The organism is Synechococcus sp. RC10A2 (assembly GCF_047502605.1).
Map to the genome: position 1 here is coordinate 1 of NZ_JANSHP010000042.1, position 15484 is coordinate 15484.

15 protein-coding genes are annotated in these 15484 nt (G+C 62.8%); 7 read left to right on the plus strand and 8 right to left on the minus strand.

Annotated features, from left to right (window positions below; all coding sequences use genetic code 11):
• Window positions 1-243 precede the first annotated feature (243 nt).
• From NW848_RS04280 to NW848_RS04300, 5 genes are all read left to right on the plus strand, one after another.
• Entirely contained in the window at window positions 244-1209 is a 966-nt protein-coding gene (locus tag NW848_RS04280) for a hypothetical protein (protein WP_414510471.1), read from the plus strand.
• On the plus strand, window positions 1203-1463 hold the full coding sequence (locus tag NW848_RS04285) for a hypothetical protein (RefSeq protein WP_414510472.1): 261 nt from the start codon (window positions 1203-1205) through the stop codon (window positions 1461-1463). The genes NW848_RS04280 and NW848_RS04285 overlap by 7 nt, the downstream gene beginning before the upstream one ends.
• 87 nt (window positions 1464-1550) lie before the next feature.
• Window positions 1551-2150: a 50S ribosomal protein L25 gene (locus tag NW848_RS04290; RefSeq protein ID WP_414510473.1), complete on the plus strand. Its 600-nt coding sequence runs from the start codon at window positions 1551-1553 to the stop codon at window positions 2148-2150.
• A gap of 18 nt (window positions 2151-2168) precedes the next feature.
• Window positions 2169-2882 (plus strand): hypothetical protein, encoded by a 714-nt coding sequence (locus tag NW848_RS04295; RefSeq protein WP_414510474.1) that lies wholly within the window; start codon window positions 2169-2171, stop codon window positions 2880-2882.
• Window positions 2879-5239 (plus strand): MFS transporter, encoded by a 2361-nt coding sequence (locus tag NW848_RS04300; RefSeq protein WP_414510475.1) that lies wholly within the window; start codon window positions 2879-2881, stop codon window positions 5237-5239. Before NW848_RS04295 ends, NW848_RS04300 begins: the two co-directional genes overlap by 4 nt.
• Window positions 5240-5249: 10 nt before the next feature.
• Here NW848_RS04300 and NW848_RS04305 read toward each other — a convergent pair whose 3' ends face one another.
• Genes NW848_RS04305 through fliQ form a run of 6 tightly spaced genes read right to left on the minus strand, consistent with a single transcriptional unit; the run spans window position 5250 to window position 9927 of the window.
• Complete coding sequence (locus tag NW848_RS04305; RefSeq protein WP_414510476.1) at window positions 5250-5687, minus strand: type II toxin-antitoxin system VapC family toxin; 438 nt, start codon at window positions 5685-5687, stop codon at window positions 5250-5252.
• Window positions 5680-6561, minus strand: a complete 882-nt coding sequence (locus NW848_RS04310; protein ID WP_414510477.1) for a hypothetical protein — start codon at window positions 6559-6561, stop codon at window positions 5680-5682. The genes NW848_RS04305 and NW848_RS04310 overlap by 8 nt, the downstream gene beginning before the upstream one ends.
• Before the next feature lie 24 nt (window positions 6562-6585).
• Window positions 6586-7812, minus strand: a complete 1227-nt coding sequence (locus NW848_RS04315; protein WP_414510478.1) for a Gfo/Idh/MocA family protein — start codon at window positions 7810-7812, stop codon at window positions 6586-6588.
• A gap of 13 nt (window positions 7813-7825) precedes the next feature.
• Complete coding sequence (locus NW848_RS04320) at window positions 7826-8863, minus strand: AAA family ATPase (protein ID WP_414510479.1); 1038 nt, start codon at window positions 8861-8863, stop codon at window positions 7826-7828.
• A 24-nt stretch (window positions 8864-8887) separates the two neighbouring features.
• Window positions 8888-9667 carry a flagellar biosynthetic protein FliR gene (locus NW848_RS04325; RefSeq protein WP_414510480.1) on the minus strand — a complete coding sequence of 260 codons (780 nt, stop codon included), beginning with the start codon at window positions 9665-9667 and terminating at the stop codon, window positions 8888-8890.
• Entirely contained in the window at window positions 9664-9927 is a 264-nt protein-coding gene (gene fliQ, locus NW848_RS04330) for a flagellar biosynthesis protein FliQ (RefSeq protein ID WP_414510481.1), read from the minus strand. Before fliQ ends, NW848_RS04325 begins: the two co-directional genes overlap by 4 nt.
• On the opposite strand from fliQ, the gene NW848_RS04335 reads away from it, so the two are divergent.
• Together NW848_RS04335 and NW848_RS04340 are read left to right on the plus strand one after the other, a co-directional pair.
• Window positions 9919-10983: a Gfo/Idh/MocA family protein gene (locus NW848_RS04335; protein WP_414510482.1), complete on the plus strand. Its 1065-nt coding sequence runs from the start codon at window positions 9919-9921 to the stop codon at window positions 10981-10983. The two genes, fliQ and NW848_RS04335, sit on opposite strands and share 9 nt — an antisense overlap.
• Complete coding sequence (locus NW848_RS04340; protein ID WP_414510483.1) at window positions 10980-11972, plus strand: Gfo/Idh/MocA family protein; 993 nt, start codon at window positions 10980-10982, stop codon at window positions 11970-11972. The genes NW848_RS04335 and NW848_RS04340 overlap by 4 nt, the downstream gene beginning before the upstream one ends.
• Before the next feature lie 370 nt (window positions 11973-12342).
• On the opposite strand, the gene NW848_RS04345 is transcribed toward NW848_RS04340, so the two are convergent.
• Both NW848_RS04345 and trxB read right to left on the minus strand, forming a co-directional pair.
• Window positions 12343-14367 (minus strand): right-handed parallel beta-helix repeat-containing protein, encoded by a 2025-nt coding sequence (locus tag NW848_RS04345; RefSeq protein WP_414510484.1) that lies wholly within the window; start codon window positions 14365-14367, stop codon window positions 12343-12345.
• 56 nt (window positions 14368-14423) lie between these two features.
• Window positions 14424-15383 (minus strand): thioredoxin-disulfide reductase, encoded by a 960-nt coding sequence (gene trxB, locus NW848_RS04350; protein WP_414510485.1) that lies wholly within the window; start codon window positions 15381-15383, stop codon window positions 14424-14426.
• Window positions 15384-15484 lie beyond the last annotated feature (101 nt).

Here is a 15484-nt window from a genome sequence, read left to right on the forward strand (position 1 = left end):
GCCACCTACACGCTCACTGCCTACGACGCGGAAGGACGCCCCGCACAGGCGAAGGTGACCGTCACTGTGAACCCGCCTGCAGAGACCTCGCGCGAAACCCCCTAACCACGCGGTCTTTGCTAACTCTGGGGCTGGGGAGAGCACGATGCCCCTCCCCCCGAACGCTTCCCCGTGAAGTGTGGTGTAATTCGCACAGCCTGCGTCGCCAAAGACGCACGGCAACCTTTGGAGGAGATAGGACAGATGAGACACAGTGGTCTGAATCGGTTCTGCGCGCTCACAGGCGCGTGCGTAGCGTTGTCGCTGATTGCAACCACGGGTTGGTCGCAGACCCTGACTTGGCTTGGCACGCTGGGCGGCAACTACAGTCTGGGGCTCGGCGTCTCCGCTGACGGGAGCGTCGTGGTTGGCTATGCCCGCACTGACACATTCACCGACCGCGCGTTTCGCTGGACGGCGAACGACGGCATGCAAGACCTCGGCACACTGCCAGGCTTTGACTGGAGCTACGCCATGGGCATTTCTGCCGACGGAAGCACTGTGGTCGGCTATGCAAGCACCTCTGGATTTGTCTATCGCGCGTTTCGCTGGACGGCGGACGGGGGGATGCAAGAGCTCGGCACGCTGGGCGGCACTCTGAGCGAGGCGTATGGCGTCTCTGCCGACGGGAACATCGTGGTCGGCGGCGCGTACAACAGCGACGAACGCAATCGCGCGTTTCGCTGGAAGGCAGACGAGGGCATGCAAAACCTCGGCGTGCTGCCTGGAGGCAACTGGAGCGCGGCGAACGCCGTCTCTGCCGACGGGAGCATCGTGGTCGGCTCCAGCGACGCTGGGGGGGTCTACCGCGCCTTCCGCTGGACAGAGGCGGGCGGCATGGAAGACCTGAATGTCGCCTACGCCAACCTGCTGGACGACGGCTCGTATCTGGAGACAGCGCAAGCCATCTCTCCCGACGGGCGCTACATCGTGGGCACGGGCTACAACGCCGCCACAGAACGCAGGGAAGCCTACTTGCTGGATACTCGCCCGTCGCGCCGCGACGGCGATGTGAACGGCGACGGCTGCGTGGACGACTCTGACCTGCTGCGGGTGCTGTTCGCGTTCGGCGCTACAGGCAACAACCTCCCCGAAGATCTCACGCGCGACGGTATCGTCGACGACGCCGACCTGCTGGAGGTGCTGTTCAACTTCGGCAGTGGGTGCTAACCCCCTGCGCCCCGCCCCTCTCCCCCAACGACGGGGGAGAGGGGAAAGCTTCGTTCAGCCTCGTTGAATTCCGATTCAACGCCAGCGAATCCCCATTCAACGACGACGAATCCCGATTCAACGCCAGTGAATCGCGGTTCAACGGCGACGAATCCCAATTCAACGCCAGCGAATCCCCATTCAACGACGATGGACAGGATGTGTGGGCGCATCGGGGCGCGACGGGGACGCGCCAAGCCCCGAAGAGACCATGAGCGTCGGCGGGTGAGGTTATCCCTGCCCGACATGCTCGCGCAGGCAGGGTATAATTCGCCGTTGATACCCAATAGAGGAGGCAACCGATGGCAACCACTTACTCGATTAAGGCAGAACCGCGTACTTTATTAGGCAAGAAGGCAAAACGACTGATACGGCAAGGCTATGTGCCCGGGGTGGTGTTTCGCTCCAACGGAGAGTCGACGCCCGTGCAGTTCGAGGAGCGCATGCTGGGGCGCGTGTTGCATCACGCGGGCACGACACACCTGATTGAGGTGGAACTGAACGGCGAACGGCTGACGACCTTGCTGCGCGAGGTCGACCGTGAGCCAATCACAACGCGCATCCGCCATGTAAGCCTGTGGGCAATGGCGATGGACGAACCCATCGAAACCGAAGTGCCGATTGTGCTGGAAGGCGAATCGCTTGCGCTCAAGTCGGGCGGCGTGCTGATTCACCCCGTCGAGAAACTGCGCGTCAAGTGCCTGCCCACGCAGATTCCCGAAGCGATTCATGTGAACCTCGCCGCGCTGGAGAACTTCGGCGACACGATTCACTTGCGCGACATCCAGTTGCCTGCGGGCGTGCAGGCGTTAGACGACCCCGACACGACGATTGCGTCGGTCGCGCCGCCGAAGGGCGTTGCGGAAGAGGAGGTGCCCGAGGAGACGGTCGGCGAAGAGTAGGGCGACATATCGAGCGTTATGCCACAGAGCGCGTCGGGGCGGGCGAAGCGAGGCATTCAGGCAGGGATATGCATCTTCTTGCTTGCCCTTGCCGCCTGTGCGCGGTTCCCTGACGCGCCCACTACGGGCGGTGTGCGCCGAATCGCAGTGGAGGTGCAGGTCGCAGGGCGCATCCGCCCCGACTATCACTACTTCGTGCTGTTCAATCTCAGCAACGACCCAACGGGACAGGCGGGACCTGTGCCTGTGGTCGCGCCGCCGTGGGGCAACGGCTTCGCCGCAGGCGCGTTCACGCACTTTATGCGCTTCGACAGCCTCCAGCCCGCAGGCGGCTACGCGCTCTACCGCGTGCAGCCGAATACGAACCTATCGGTGTTCCAGTATCTGGGCGCGCCGCGCTTCAGCGAACCCATCACTGCCGAGAGCAACCGCCTACGCTTCGAAATCGACCTAACGCAGTTCATTCCCAATCCTGTCGACGCTGCGCAGATGCAGTTTATTCAACTAAATATCATCGCGACCGACCGCCTTCCGTTAGACCCCAACGACCCCACTCGCAAGGTGGTAGACGCGCTGGGCGACCCGAACCTGGGCGTGAGCCAGTACCTGAACCTGCGGATTGACCAGAACCGCATCGTGCGCAACGCCGACACGAACCTTGAGCCTCGCGGGGATGTACCTGACCCCGACTTGGATATTGTAGATTGGCGGGTGGAGGTACGCGCGTTATGAGCCAGCCGCAGGGGCTGACGCGGCTGGAGATTGCGCGGGGCTTGCGCTGGGCGAACTGGGACGCGGTGTTTTTCACGCTGTTTGTCGCGCTGACCTCAGGCGCGTTCCAAATCGGTTTGGCGCGATTCTTCGGCGCGAACGACTTGTGGATTGGGATTATCACCTCCGTGCCGTCGTTGGCGGGCGCGCTGCAGATTCTGACGGCGTACCTTGCCGACACCGCGCCGAGCCAGAAGCGGCTGGTGATTCGCTATGCGTTTTACTCGCGCCTGCCGTTCGTGGCGATAGCGTTCCTGCCGTTCTTAGGCGATGCCGCGCCGCGCCTGCAACTGTTTGCGGGGCTGCTGATTCTCTCGGCGGTGCTGGGGTCGTTCGCGGGACCAGCGTTTCTGGCGTGGTTAAGCGCGCTGGTACCACCCGACTATCGGGGGCGGTATTTTGGCAGGCGCAACATGATTTTGGGGCTGGTCTCGGCGGCGTCCGCGCTGCCGCCCGCGATTTTTCTGGATCAGGCGGTCAAGTACCAGCGGTTCTCGGAGGCACTCGCGTTCGCCGTGCTGTACGGGCTGGGCGCGCTGTTTCTGTTCCTATCGCTGTGGGCGTTGCGCAAGATGCCTGAACCGCCGCGCACGCCTGCCGAACGCAAGGGGCTGCGCGGCTTCTGGGCGTTCTACCGCGAGCCGTTCCGCACGCGCAACTTCCGCGCGCTGCTGGGGTTCAACACCTTCCTCGTGTTCGGGCAGATGTTCGCGGGGCAGTTCTTCACGGTCTACATGCTGGAGCAGATACGGATGCCCTACCTGATGGTGCAGGTCGCAGGGCTAATCGCCGCGTTGTTCAGCAGCCTTGCGATGCCCCTCTGGGGCTATCTGGCGGACAAGTTCGGCAACAAGCCGCTGCTGGTGCTGTCGATGTGGGGTGTGGTGTTCCTGCCGTACCTGTGGTTTCTGACTGACCCTGACCGCTACCTCTGGAGCGTTGGGGTGATTCTCTTTATTCAGGTGCTGGCGGGCACACTGTGGGCGGGCGTGGGGCTGACGCAGTTCAATTTGAATGTCGCTGTCGCGCCGTCGGAGCAGCGGGCGATTTACATGGGCGCACTGAGCGCGATTGTGTCGCTGATGGGCGGTCTGGCAGCGTTTGGCAGCGGCGCGCTGATGGAGGTGCTGAAGCCGTTCGTGCCCGACCCGACACGCTTTTTCGTGCTGTTTGGGGCGGCGTCGCTGTTTCGGCTGCTGGCGCTGCCGTGGCTGCGGGCGATTCGCGAGCCTGACGAGCGTTCCACGCGCTATGTGTTGTCGCAACTCAGGGCGTCGGTGCGTCCGCGTGGGTGGCGCGCGATGCGTCAGTTGCGCGGTCAGGCAGATGTCGCCACGCGCCTGACTGCGATTCGCACACTGCTGGAGGAGAAGACGCCGCTGGCGGTGGAGGAGTTGACCGCCGCGCTGCAAGACCCCATCCCAGAGGTGCGTCGCGAGGCGGCGCGTGCGCTGGGCGCGATTGGCGACGCGCGCGCCATCCCCGCACTGATACAGGCGTTGCAAGACCCTGCGAGCAACCTCGTGCTGGAGGCGGCGGACGCGCTCGGCGCGATTGGCAGCCCCGAAGCGACCGACGCGCTGCTACCCCTATTGCACGCCGAGCGCATCGAGGCGCGGATTGCCGCGGCGCAAGCCCTGCGCCGCATCGCAGACCCACGCGCACTACCCGCGCTGTTCCAGCGGCTGGAACACGCGCCCGGACCGCTGGAGCAGGCGACCTTGCTGGAAGCGATTACCGCCACGCTGGAACGCGCCGAGCCAGACATGCTCCCTATCCCCTTTGACCTGCACGCGCTCACACGCTGGCTGGAATCGGAGCATGCGAGTGTGCGTGCGGATGCCGCGCTTGCGCTGGCAAGCGCGCCTACTGACCCGTCGCTTGCGCCGCTGCTGCGTTTGCGCCTACAGCATGAGACCGAGCCTGCAGCGCTGGCGGCGTTGGCGCGCGCGCTCGCACGACACGGCAACGAAGACGATATCGAGCCTTTGCTACAGCAGATCACGCGAGCTAAATCGCCGTTGGCGCGACAACAGATTGCTCTCAGCGTCGCGCACCTGATGGGACGCTACGACTCGCTCTACACGCTGCTCACGGTCGACGAGCCGCGCCGCGATCGGCTCATCGAGAAAGCGCTTGCCGTGCGCCTGCGCGAGAATCCCGAACTTTCGGACGCGCTGCGCGCCTACGCCTACGGCGACTACGGCTCCGCGCTCCAGATTCTGCGCCACGCCTTACCGAGCCATCCGCACTTACAGCAACTCGCGCACGCGCCCGACTGCCTCGAATCGTGGCTGTTGGCGGTGAGCCTCATCTGAACCTTCGCCTCTACGAGGGCAGAAACTGCACTTGGGGAAATCGCCTGAAATCGTCGGGGTTGAAAGTGCAGAGATAGCGTATTCCGTAGCTCTCCATCCACGCAACAAAACGCGCATCATGTGCTTGACGCCCAATCACTGAGCGCTGGCGACACACTTCTGCCCAACGCCGCCACAAATCTTCGGGGTCAGGGAGTAGTGTGAAATCACTGGCAATCTGCTGGACGAGCGCATGCGCGTCCTCTGCCGTCAAGCCGACCCCGTTTTGCGCCTTCGGGCGCGTGAATACTACCCAAGCCTCGTACAACACTTGCGGCGCAATGCAAAGTAGATATCCTTGCACGCGAAGCCAGTAGAGGTAGCCAACGGCTTCGCTGTGGCGCATATCGTCCTTCAGATAGTAGCGCAGAACAACCGATGTGTCAATCAGAACCCGCTGACTACTCATCGTAGAAACCTGACGCGCGTGTGCTTTGCGCAGGCAGAGGTAGGGAAACGCCCGCAAGAGCGCCCGCGTGCGCACCCAGCAAACCGTTGTATACCAAACCGTAGGTCTGCGAGTCGGCTAAGCCCCACACCCTATCGAATTGCCCCCACAACCGAGGAGGCCACTGTGCCTGCGCAGCAGGATTTAGGTAGACTTCAAGCACGGGAACCTCCTCATCCACAGGGACGCCGTTCGCAAAGTGTTTTTCGTATAGTTCACGAAACTTGACCGAAAACTCCTCGAAGTTTTGTGCCTCTATCGCCGCGACCTCGCGTTCAAACCCAGAAAGATACGCGAACACCCTCTCTTTGCGCAAGACGGCGACTGCGCTAAGGTGGGCGTTTTGAGGCGCATATCGGAAGAACTGTCCCTCTGGGGTGAGCACCAAACCTTGTGCCCCAACCTTCCCAACCAGAGGATGGATGTTGGCAAAGCGCGCCAGCCCCAGAATCTTTTGTAAGATGACCATCTGGTGGGTCTGTGCCCCCAGCGGGTCATACAGCACAAGCATCGTCGGTAAGATGCCCCACTGTCCGCTTATTTGCTGGAGGACACGGCGCAGCTGGTTCGCCTCCTTACGCACCTTTTGAGGCAGCGGCGAAGTCTTGATGGGCGTTAGCGCATCCGTCGGGATGAGTTCATCAATCTCTTTCGTGAATTGGCTCACCTCGACAAGCGCTTTGGGCGCACCTGAGGCGTCCAGTATAGTAAAGTCTGGGGCAGGAGCAGCTCTTTTCAGCCCCAGCGCACGGCGGAACTCGGCTTCCGTCCAGTATTGCCAGCCCTGACGCTCCAGATATTCGCGGAATAGACTTTCTGCTGTTCCATCGTGCATAGTGTTATTGTACCATGTAGCCGCTTACCCAATCGGCTTGATGTACCGTTTGGGGATTGCCCACGGGGCACGCCAGTTGCGGCTCAGCAGCGCGTTCGCCTCGCGGTCGCCGATAATCTGGGCGCGTTGGGCATCCCAGCGAATACTGCGCCCCACGCGGTAGGCGATATTGCCCAGCAGCGGCACAATCGTCGAGCGCACGCCTGTGAGCACATCGACTGCCAACGGCGCGCCCTCCCGAATCGCCGCCAGAAAGTTCTCAGCCTGCGGTTCACTCTGCGCCGAGCCGCCGCGCTTGTAGGCGGGAATGCGCTCCTTGTCGGGATGCACCTCCAGCCCCTCACGGCTCACATACAGGCTGCCGTTCGTGCCGAAAAACATCGTGCCGTACCCGCGTCCATAAAGCGGGTAGTCGCTCCCTGCGCGATGCGTGTAGACCAGCGTCCAGTCCTTGAACCGCCAGATGCAGTCGATGGTGTCGGGCGTCTCGCGGTTGTCGTTCAGGGCGAACTTGCCTCCGTAGGCGCACACTTCGGTCGGGTTGTGTTCGCCCATCGCCCACAGCGCAATATCGATTAGATGCACGCCCCAGTCTGCCACCTTGCCGCCTGCATAGTCCCAGAACCAGCGGAAGTTGTAGATACAGCGGTTCGGGTTGTACGGTCGCTTCGGCGCGGGTCCGAGCCAGAGGTCCCAGTCCAATCCTGGGGGCGGGTCGCCGTCGGGCGGGTTGCCGATACCGTTGGGCGCCTCGTTGCCCACATTCCAGCAGTGGACGGTGGTGATTTTGCCCAGCCTGCCCGAACGCACAATCTCCACCGCCTCCTTGAAATGCTCCCCACTGCGCTGTTGCAGTCCAATCGCGACCACGCGCTTGTGTTCGCGGGCGGCATGCACCATCGCTAGCCCCTCTGCGATATTGTGCATGGCGGGCTTCTCGCAAAGCACATGCTTGCCCGCCTCGCAGGCGTCGACGGTCATCTTCGCGTGCCAGTGGTCGGGCGTGGCGATTACCACCGCGTCGATGTCCTTGCGTTCCAAGATGCGCCGATAGTCGCTATACGGCTCGATGTCGGGGCGTCCCGTCATGGTGCGGAACTCGTCCAGATGCTTTTGGTACACATCGCATGCCGCGACAATCTCGCACTGCCCGCTGAGGCGACTGAACATGCGGTAGTGGTGGCGTCCGATTCCGCCACAGCCGATGATTGCGATTCGGATACGATCATTTGCGCCGTATTTCCGTCGCATAGCAAAAGCCTCCTCACACCTTCAGTGGCTCGCCCTCTGTGCGGGCGACATGGTTCCAGATGGTCTCCAAAATCTGGTCAGGCGTAACGCCGTCCGCTTCCGCTTCGAAGTTCAGCAAGATTCGGTGGCGCATGGCGGGCTTGAGCGCGCGCTGCACATCCTCACGCGCCACATTGTATCGCCCATCCAGCAGCCCGAACACCTTGCTTGCCAGAATCAGCGTCTGCGCCCCGCGCGGGCTGGAGCCGTAGCGCACATACTTGTTCACTTCAGGCGGCGCGTACTCCGAGCCAGGGTGGGTCGCCACGATGAGTTTGAGCGCGAAGTCCTGCACGGGTCGGGCAATCGGCACCTCGCGCACGAGGCGTTGCATGCGCAGCAGCGTCTCCTTGTCCGCCACGACTTCGGGCTGTGGAATCTCTACGCCCGTCGTGCGGTCGACAATCTCGCGCAACTCGTCCAGCGTTGGGTAGCCGACCAGGATCTTGAAGAAGAAGCGGTCTAACTGCGCTTCGGGCAGCGGGTAGGTGCCCTCCTGCTCGATGGGGTTTTGCGTCGCCAGCACCCAGAAGGGCGGCTCGATGGGGTAGCGTTTGCCCGCGACCGTGACCGCCTGCTCTTGCATCGCCTCCAGCAGCGCGGACTGCGTCTTCGGCGTGGCGCGGTTAATCTCGTCCGCCAGCAGGATGTTGGTGAACACGGGTCCCGCGCGGAACGCGAAGGTGCGTGCGCCTGTCTCGCTCTCCACAAGAATGTTCGTGCCTGTGATGTCGGCGGGCATCAGGTCAGGCGTGAACTGGATGCGTGCGAACTCCAGATGGAGCGCCTGCGCAATCGTGCGCACGAGCAGCGTCTTGCCCAGCCCCGGCACGCCCTCCAGCAGCGCGTGCCCGCCTGCGCACACGGCGACCAGCGTGTTCTCGACGACCTCCTCTTGCCCGACCACCACGCGCCCGACCTGCGCCTTGAGCGCGGCATAGGTCTGGCGGAACCACTCCGCCGCTTGCTTGCCGTTTTCCATGAACAGCCCCCAGATAGGGGTACGATTCACGCCAGCGGCGCGTTTTCCTGCTGCTCACACCCCCAGCAAGCGCAGGATGTTCTCCAGATAGCGCACCGACAAGTCGGTCATGCGCGTGCTGACGCCCACCAGTGCAGGCAGGCTCGCGCCCAGCGCCACGATGCCGACAGCAATTTTGGCGGGCATGCCAATCAGCCACACGGGGATTTGCGGTACGGCGCGCGAGACCGCCGCCATCGCCGCGTCCACCACCAGCAGCACGCCCCCCGCAGGCGCTGCCATCTGCACGCAGAGCATCAGTACCTCGCCGCCTAACTGCGTCGCCGTCGCAAGGCTGGCGTCCGACCACGCGCTCAGGCTCCCCAATCCCGCCTGCGTCTCGAAACTCCGTGCCAACGCCAGCAGCAGCCAATAGTGCCCGTTCACCAGCGCGAAAAGCGTCATCGCCAGCATATAGTGGAACTGCGCCAGCAGCGTGGTCGGGAACGACGAGACGGGGTTTAGTACCTGCATCAGGTTGAAACCCATCATTGTGTCCAGCACCTCGCCTGCCATCACCGCTGCGCCGATAATCAGGCTCACCCCGTAGCCCAGCACCAGCCCAATCACCGCCTCACCCACCAGACGCACGATTAGCGGAACCCAGTCGGTGGGCGGCGCGCCCGTGTAGGGCTGAATCAGCGGCGCAAGCGCAAGCGCAAGCACCGCCGACAACCCCACCCGTATCGGGGTAGGCACGAGCCGACTGCCGAACACAGGCGCGACCAGCGACACGCCCGACGCCCGCACAAACGCCACCAAAAACGCCCAGAACCACTCGGTATCTAAACTCATCGCGGCGGGAGATTCGTGAACACGCGCACGGTGAACTCCACCATCTGCGTTAGCATCCAGCCACCTGCGAACAGCACCACCAGCCCGACGGCTATCATCTTCGGAATGAACTGCAGTGTCATCTCCTGAATCTGCGTGACGGCTTGAAACACGCTCACAATCAGCCCTACAATCAGCGCGGCAATCAGGATGGGCAGCGCGACCTGCAAGCCGACCAGCATCGCTTGACGCCCCAACTCCAGCACCTCGCCTTGGCTCATACAGGTAATTGTGGCGGGACCACGGCTGTTTCTGGAGTGCAGGAGTTTTACAAGCAGGGGCGAATCAGGCATGCGATGGTGAAAGTAGGCATTATCGGCTTGGGCACGATGGGGCGCCAGCATATGGAGGCTTACCGTCAGATGCCCGATGTAGAGGTAGCAGCGGTATACGATCGTCGTGAGGAACGCACGGCGTCGTTCGCGCAGGAGTACGGCGTGTTCGCTGCCAGCGACTTCGACACCCTGCTCAGTCGGTGCGACATCATCGACATCTGCACGCCCACCTATCGGCACGCGGAGTACGCGCTGCCTGCGATTGAGGCGGGCAAGGCGGTCGTGTGCGAGAAGCCGCTCGCGCGCACCCTCGAGGAGTGCGAACGCATCGTGGAGGCGGTCAAGAACCACAACACGCCCTTTATGCCCGCGCATGTGCTGCGCTTTTTCCCTGAATACCGCACGGCGCATCAACTGATACGCAACGGCGCGGTCGGCACGGTGGCGGCGGTGCGCATGCGACGCGGCGGCGACTTCCCACGCACCCGAAGCGATTGGTACGCCGACTTCGAGAAAAGCGGCGGCGTCATCTTAGACCTTATCATCCACGACTTCGACTGGCTGCTGTGGACGCTCGGCGCAGTCGAGCGCGTGTATGCCAAAGCGCTCACCTTCCGCAACCTGCAATACTTGGACTACACGCTCGTCACGCTAAAGTTCAAAAACGGCGCAGTCGGGCACATCGAGGGCGTCTGGTGCGACCCTGGCGGCTTCAAGGTGAACTTCGAGGTGTGTGGCGATACGGGGATGATTGAGTACGATTCCACGCGCCAAGTCGCCCTGCAGGTCGCGACCCGCGCGGAGGACGGCGCAGGCGGTGGCGTGCAGGTTCCCGAAAGCCCCGCCGTACACAACCCGTACTATCTGGAACTGCGCCACTTCGTGGACTGCGTGCAAGCGGGGCAAACGCCTGAAATCACTGTAGAAGACGGCTACAACGCCGTGCGGCTCGCGCTCGCCGCGATTGAATCGGCGCAAACGGGGAGGGTCATCACGCTATGACGGTCAAAGTGGGCATCATGAGTTTCGCGCACCTGCACGCGGATAGCTACGCGCTTTGCTTGAAACAGCACCCGCAGGCAGAGCTGGTCGGCGTCGCCGACCACGATCAGGCGCGCGCGAAAGCGAAAGCGCTCCAGTTCGAAACGCAGGCGTTCAGCAGCTACGAAGCGCTGCTGGCGTCCGATGTGCAGGCAGTGATTATCTGCTCGGAGAACGCCAAGCACGCGCAACTGGCGCAGATGGCGGCGGCGGCAGGCAAGCACATCCTCTGTGAGAAGCCGCTGATGACCCGCCTCGAAGACGGCAAGGCGATGCTCGCGGCAGCGCAAGGCGCGGGCGTCCACCTGTTCACCGCCTTCCCCTGCCGATTCAGCCCCGCCTTTCAGCAGATGTGTCGGATGGTGCAGGCGGGCGTCATCGGCGAACTGCTCGCGCTGCGCGGCACGAATCGCGGCTCCAATCCCGGCGGCTGGTTCAACGACCCCGAACTGGCGGGCGGCGGCGCGATGATGGACCACACCGTGCATGTCGCCGACCTGATACGAGTGCTTACGGGGCAGGAGATTGCCCAAGTGTACGCCGAGACGGGCAACAACATGTTTCACGGCAGGTACGACGACACCGCAATGCTGACCCTGACGCTTCAAAACGGCATATTCGCCACGCTCGATTCGAGCTGGTCGCGTCCGAGGACCTTCCCCACTTGGGGCGATGTGACGCTCGCGGCGATTGGCACGCGCGGAATCATCGAGATGGACATGTTCGCGCAGCACTTGGTGCATTACGACGACCGCGTCGACCGCATTCGGCAGGCGTTCTGGGGCGACAACATCGATTACCTGATGATTGACGAGTTCGTGCGCGTGGTGGCGGGCGAGGCGCCCGCAACGCTGGCGACGGGCGAGGATGGCTACCGCGCCGCTGCTGTCGCTATCACAGGCTACGAATCGGCGCGGTTCAACATGCCGTTGTCCATACTCAGCGGGTAGGCGAGGGCTTAATAAACGATTCGGCGGTTTCGTTTAATAAGGCGGCGGGTAATTAAACATCGGTAAATAACGGAGGCGCGAGCGGTGAAGCGCGGCTTGACGGGGTACTATGCGGACAGGGCTGAGTTTTCCTGCGGTCTCCAGAGGCATGGAGACGCTGCTTTCGCTGGGCACCGCTCGCGAACTCACGGGGCACAAACGCCGCCGCATGTTCGCCTACGAACGCTACTTGGCAATACTCAACGAAGGCACGGAGCCGTTGTAAAGGGTCGCTTTTCTGCAGGTAAAAACGGGATTTAGCGTTGCGCGCGCCCAAGTTGGGTTGGAGTCTCGCGCGGGCGCGGCGTAGCACAATTGCTCACAGCGGCGGCTACTTGGGTGTGGCAGGGTTCCCCGTTGGCGAGTTCTTAGGCAAGCGCGGCTGCCGTGCGCCTACACCCTTAAGGTCGAACGGTTGGAACCCCAGTGCGTGGGCAGGCGAGTCGGGCGCGAGGCGAAAGTCGCCCGCTGATGGGTTGACAAAACGCGGGTCTGCTATACGCGAATGCATATCCTGCCCCTTCGCTTGCCACGCCGCGAAGTCGTCGTCCCCAAAGCGGAGTTCGTCGCCATCCTCACGCCAGTAGAGGTTGTAGTCAAACCGCAGGTTCGCGTCGATTCCGCCCGCCACCCACTGCGCGCCTCTGCCAATAATGATGTTGCGCTCGAAGGTTAGACGCAGGTGCGGCTCAGGGCGCGTGAGTTGAATCTGGTGGTCGCGAGCGTAGGCGAAGATGTTGTTGCGCACGAGGTTCTCGCGCCCATAGTGCTGGTGGAACCCACCATGCGTCGTGCGGTAGACGAGGTTATTCTCGGCGAGGATGCCCGTGCTGCCCTCATCGAAGTAGATGCCCCAGCCTCCGTAGCGGTAGCCTGCTATATCGTGCCAGAGATTGTTGCGGATGACCGTGCCGTGCTGCGTGCCCAGCGTGTAGATACCGCCCATGTCGCTCAGCACGGGTCCGTCGCCGTCGCTGCGCACGCCGATATGATGCACATGGTTCCACTCCACGCGGTTGCCGCCCGCCAGCGATTCGCCGTAGCCCCAAGTCCAGCCGATAGAGATGCCCGTGTAGTAGAAGTCGCGGATGGTGTTGTGCAGCAGGCGGTTGCTGTAGCTTTGCCCAATCCAGATGCCAATCGCACTGGCGAACAGTTTGCCGCCGTCTTGGATGATACAGTCCTGCACGAGGTTGCCGTAGGTCTGCTCGCATGGGTCGTTGCGTAAGGTCGTCTCGCCGATTTTGACGCCGCCTGCCCCAAGGTCGCGCAGGACACAGCCTTCGATATGGTTCCGTTGGCAGCCGCGCCCCAGCTCGATGGCATAGGTACCGACCTGTTCCACGACGCATGCTTCGAAGAGGCATCGGCGCGCGCCTTCGGCGCGGATTGCCCCGGGCACGCCGTACGCCGCCTGCACGAAGCCGCCTGTCTCCATCTCTGGAGGCAGCGACCACTCCGCGTGGCGGAAGGTAAGCCCCCGCAGGTGGACGCCTTCCACGAATCGTCCCTGCTCAGGCGCGCCCTCTATCCGCACGAGGGAGGTGAGGGCGGGGGCGACCGCCTGCAGCGTTTCCAACCGCTCGCCTGGGCGCGGTAGGTAATACAGTTTGCCCTCGCGTCGGCTAAGATACCACTCGCCAGGCGTGTCTAACGCTTCGGGCAGGTTCTCCAAGTAGTAGAGGTCGCCTGCCTGCAGGGCGAAGGTGCTGCGCTTACGGAAAGTCAGGATGCGCTGCGCGGGGTCTACCGACTGCAGGGGCAGTCGGTTCTCCACCCAGCGGTTAAAGACGAGCGCCTCGCCCTCGTCGGGATACGCAAGTGTTGGAAGGTCGCCTGCATAATACTGGAGTCGCGTGTGCCCGCGCGTCCAATCGGGCGTCTCGTCCAGCAGCGCCTCTATCTGCAGGTAGCCACGATTGGGGTATCGCGCACGGGTGGCGCGCACGCCGTTCACGAACAACTGACGGAAGTACCACTGCCCGTTGCGCACTTCGGGAATCTCCGCGACCCAGACGCGCTTCCTGTTCCACTCGGTCGCCTGCCAACCAGTGATGAGGCGTCCGCCGCTGAGGATGGGTTGCTCGCCTGCCGCGGCGGTGATGACAAGGCGGCGTTGGGCGCGTTCCGCATGTTCGGGCGTGATGCGCACGGGCTCATGCAGGAAGTAGGTACCCCCGCGCAGGCGAATCTCGGTCGGCGTAGGCTCGCCTTCCAGCACCCGTTGCAAGGCACGATGCAGCGTGCGCAGGGGACCATCCGTGCGCGAGCGGTTCGGACGGTCGAGCCGCCCCGACCACGAGTCGTTTCCGTCAGGCGCGACATACAAGATGCGCGTCTGCGCCGCCGCAGACATTACGCACGCTCCCACCAAGACCATCCAGCCGACGAGACGCCCAACGCTGCCAATCATCAGTGGAACTTCGCTGCCAGCCAGCGCTCGGCGTCCAACGCTGCCATACAGCCCGTGCCCGCCGCCGTGACCGCCTGCCGATAGACCTTATCCATCACATCGCCACAGGCGAACACGCCCTCTACGCTCGTATAGGTGCCGTTTCGCGTGAGGATGTAGCCCTGCTCGTCCATCTCCAGGACGCCGCGAAAGATTTGGGTATTCGGCGTGTGCCCGATTGCGATAAACACGCCGTCGATGAGGAAGTCGTACTCTTCGTCGGTTTTGAGGTTGTGCAGGCGCACGCCCGTGACTTTGCCCGCGTTCACATCGTAAATGTCGCGCACGATGGTACTCCAGATAAACTCGATTTTGGGGTTGCGGAAGGCGCGCTCCTGCATAATTTTGGAGGCGCGCAACTCATCGCGGCGATGCACTACATAGACCTTCTCGCAGTGATTGGTGAGGTAGAGTGCCTCCTCCATGGCGGTGTCGCCGCCGCCGACCACAATCACGCGCTTGCCCCTAAAAAAGAATCCGTCGCAGGTGGCGCACGCCGACACGCCTCTGCCTTGCAGTTTCTCCTCGCTTTCCAGCCCCAGCCACTTGGCGGACGCGCCTGTGGCGATAATCACAGCCTGCGCGCGATACTCCTTGCCCGCGTCGCTCCACAGGCGGAACGGATGCCCGCTGAAGTCCACCTGTGTAATCGTCTCGTATAGGATGCGTGTGTCGAACCGCTCCGCCTGCTTGCGGAATAGTTCCATCAGTTCAGGTCCTTGCACCCCGTCGGGGAAGCCAGGGTAGTTTTCGACATCGGTGGTAATCATCAGTTGCCCGCCAGGCTGAATGCCTGCAAACAGCAGGGGTTGCAAACTCGCGCGCGCAGCATAGATTGCCGCCGTGTAGCCCGCAGGTCCCGAACCGACGATAATCAGTTTCTCAACGCCTTCCATCGCGCCCAAGAGTGTACCCGACACCTACGCGATGACATGACAGCATGGCGCGTATGATTGGTATAAGCCCCCACCGATGGGCGACGCTCCTCGCGTCCATTTCCAAAAGCAGGAATCGGCGTAGG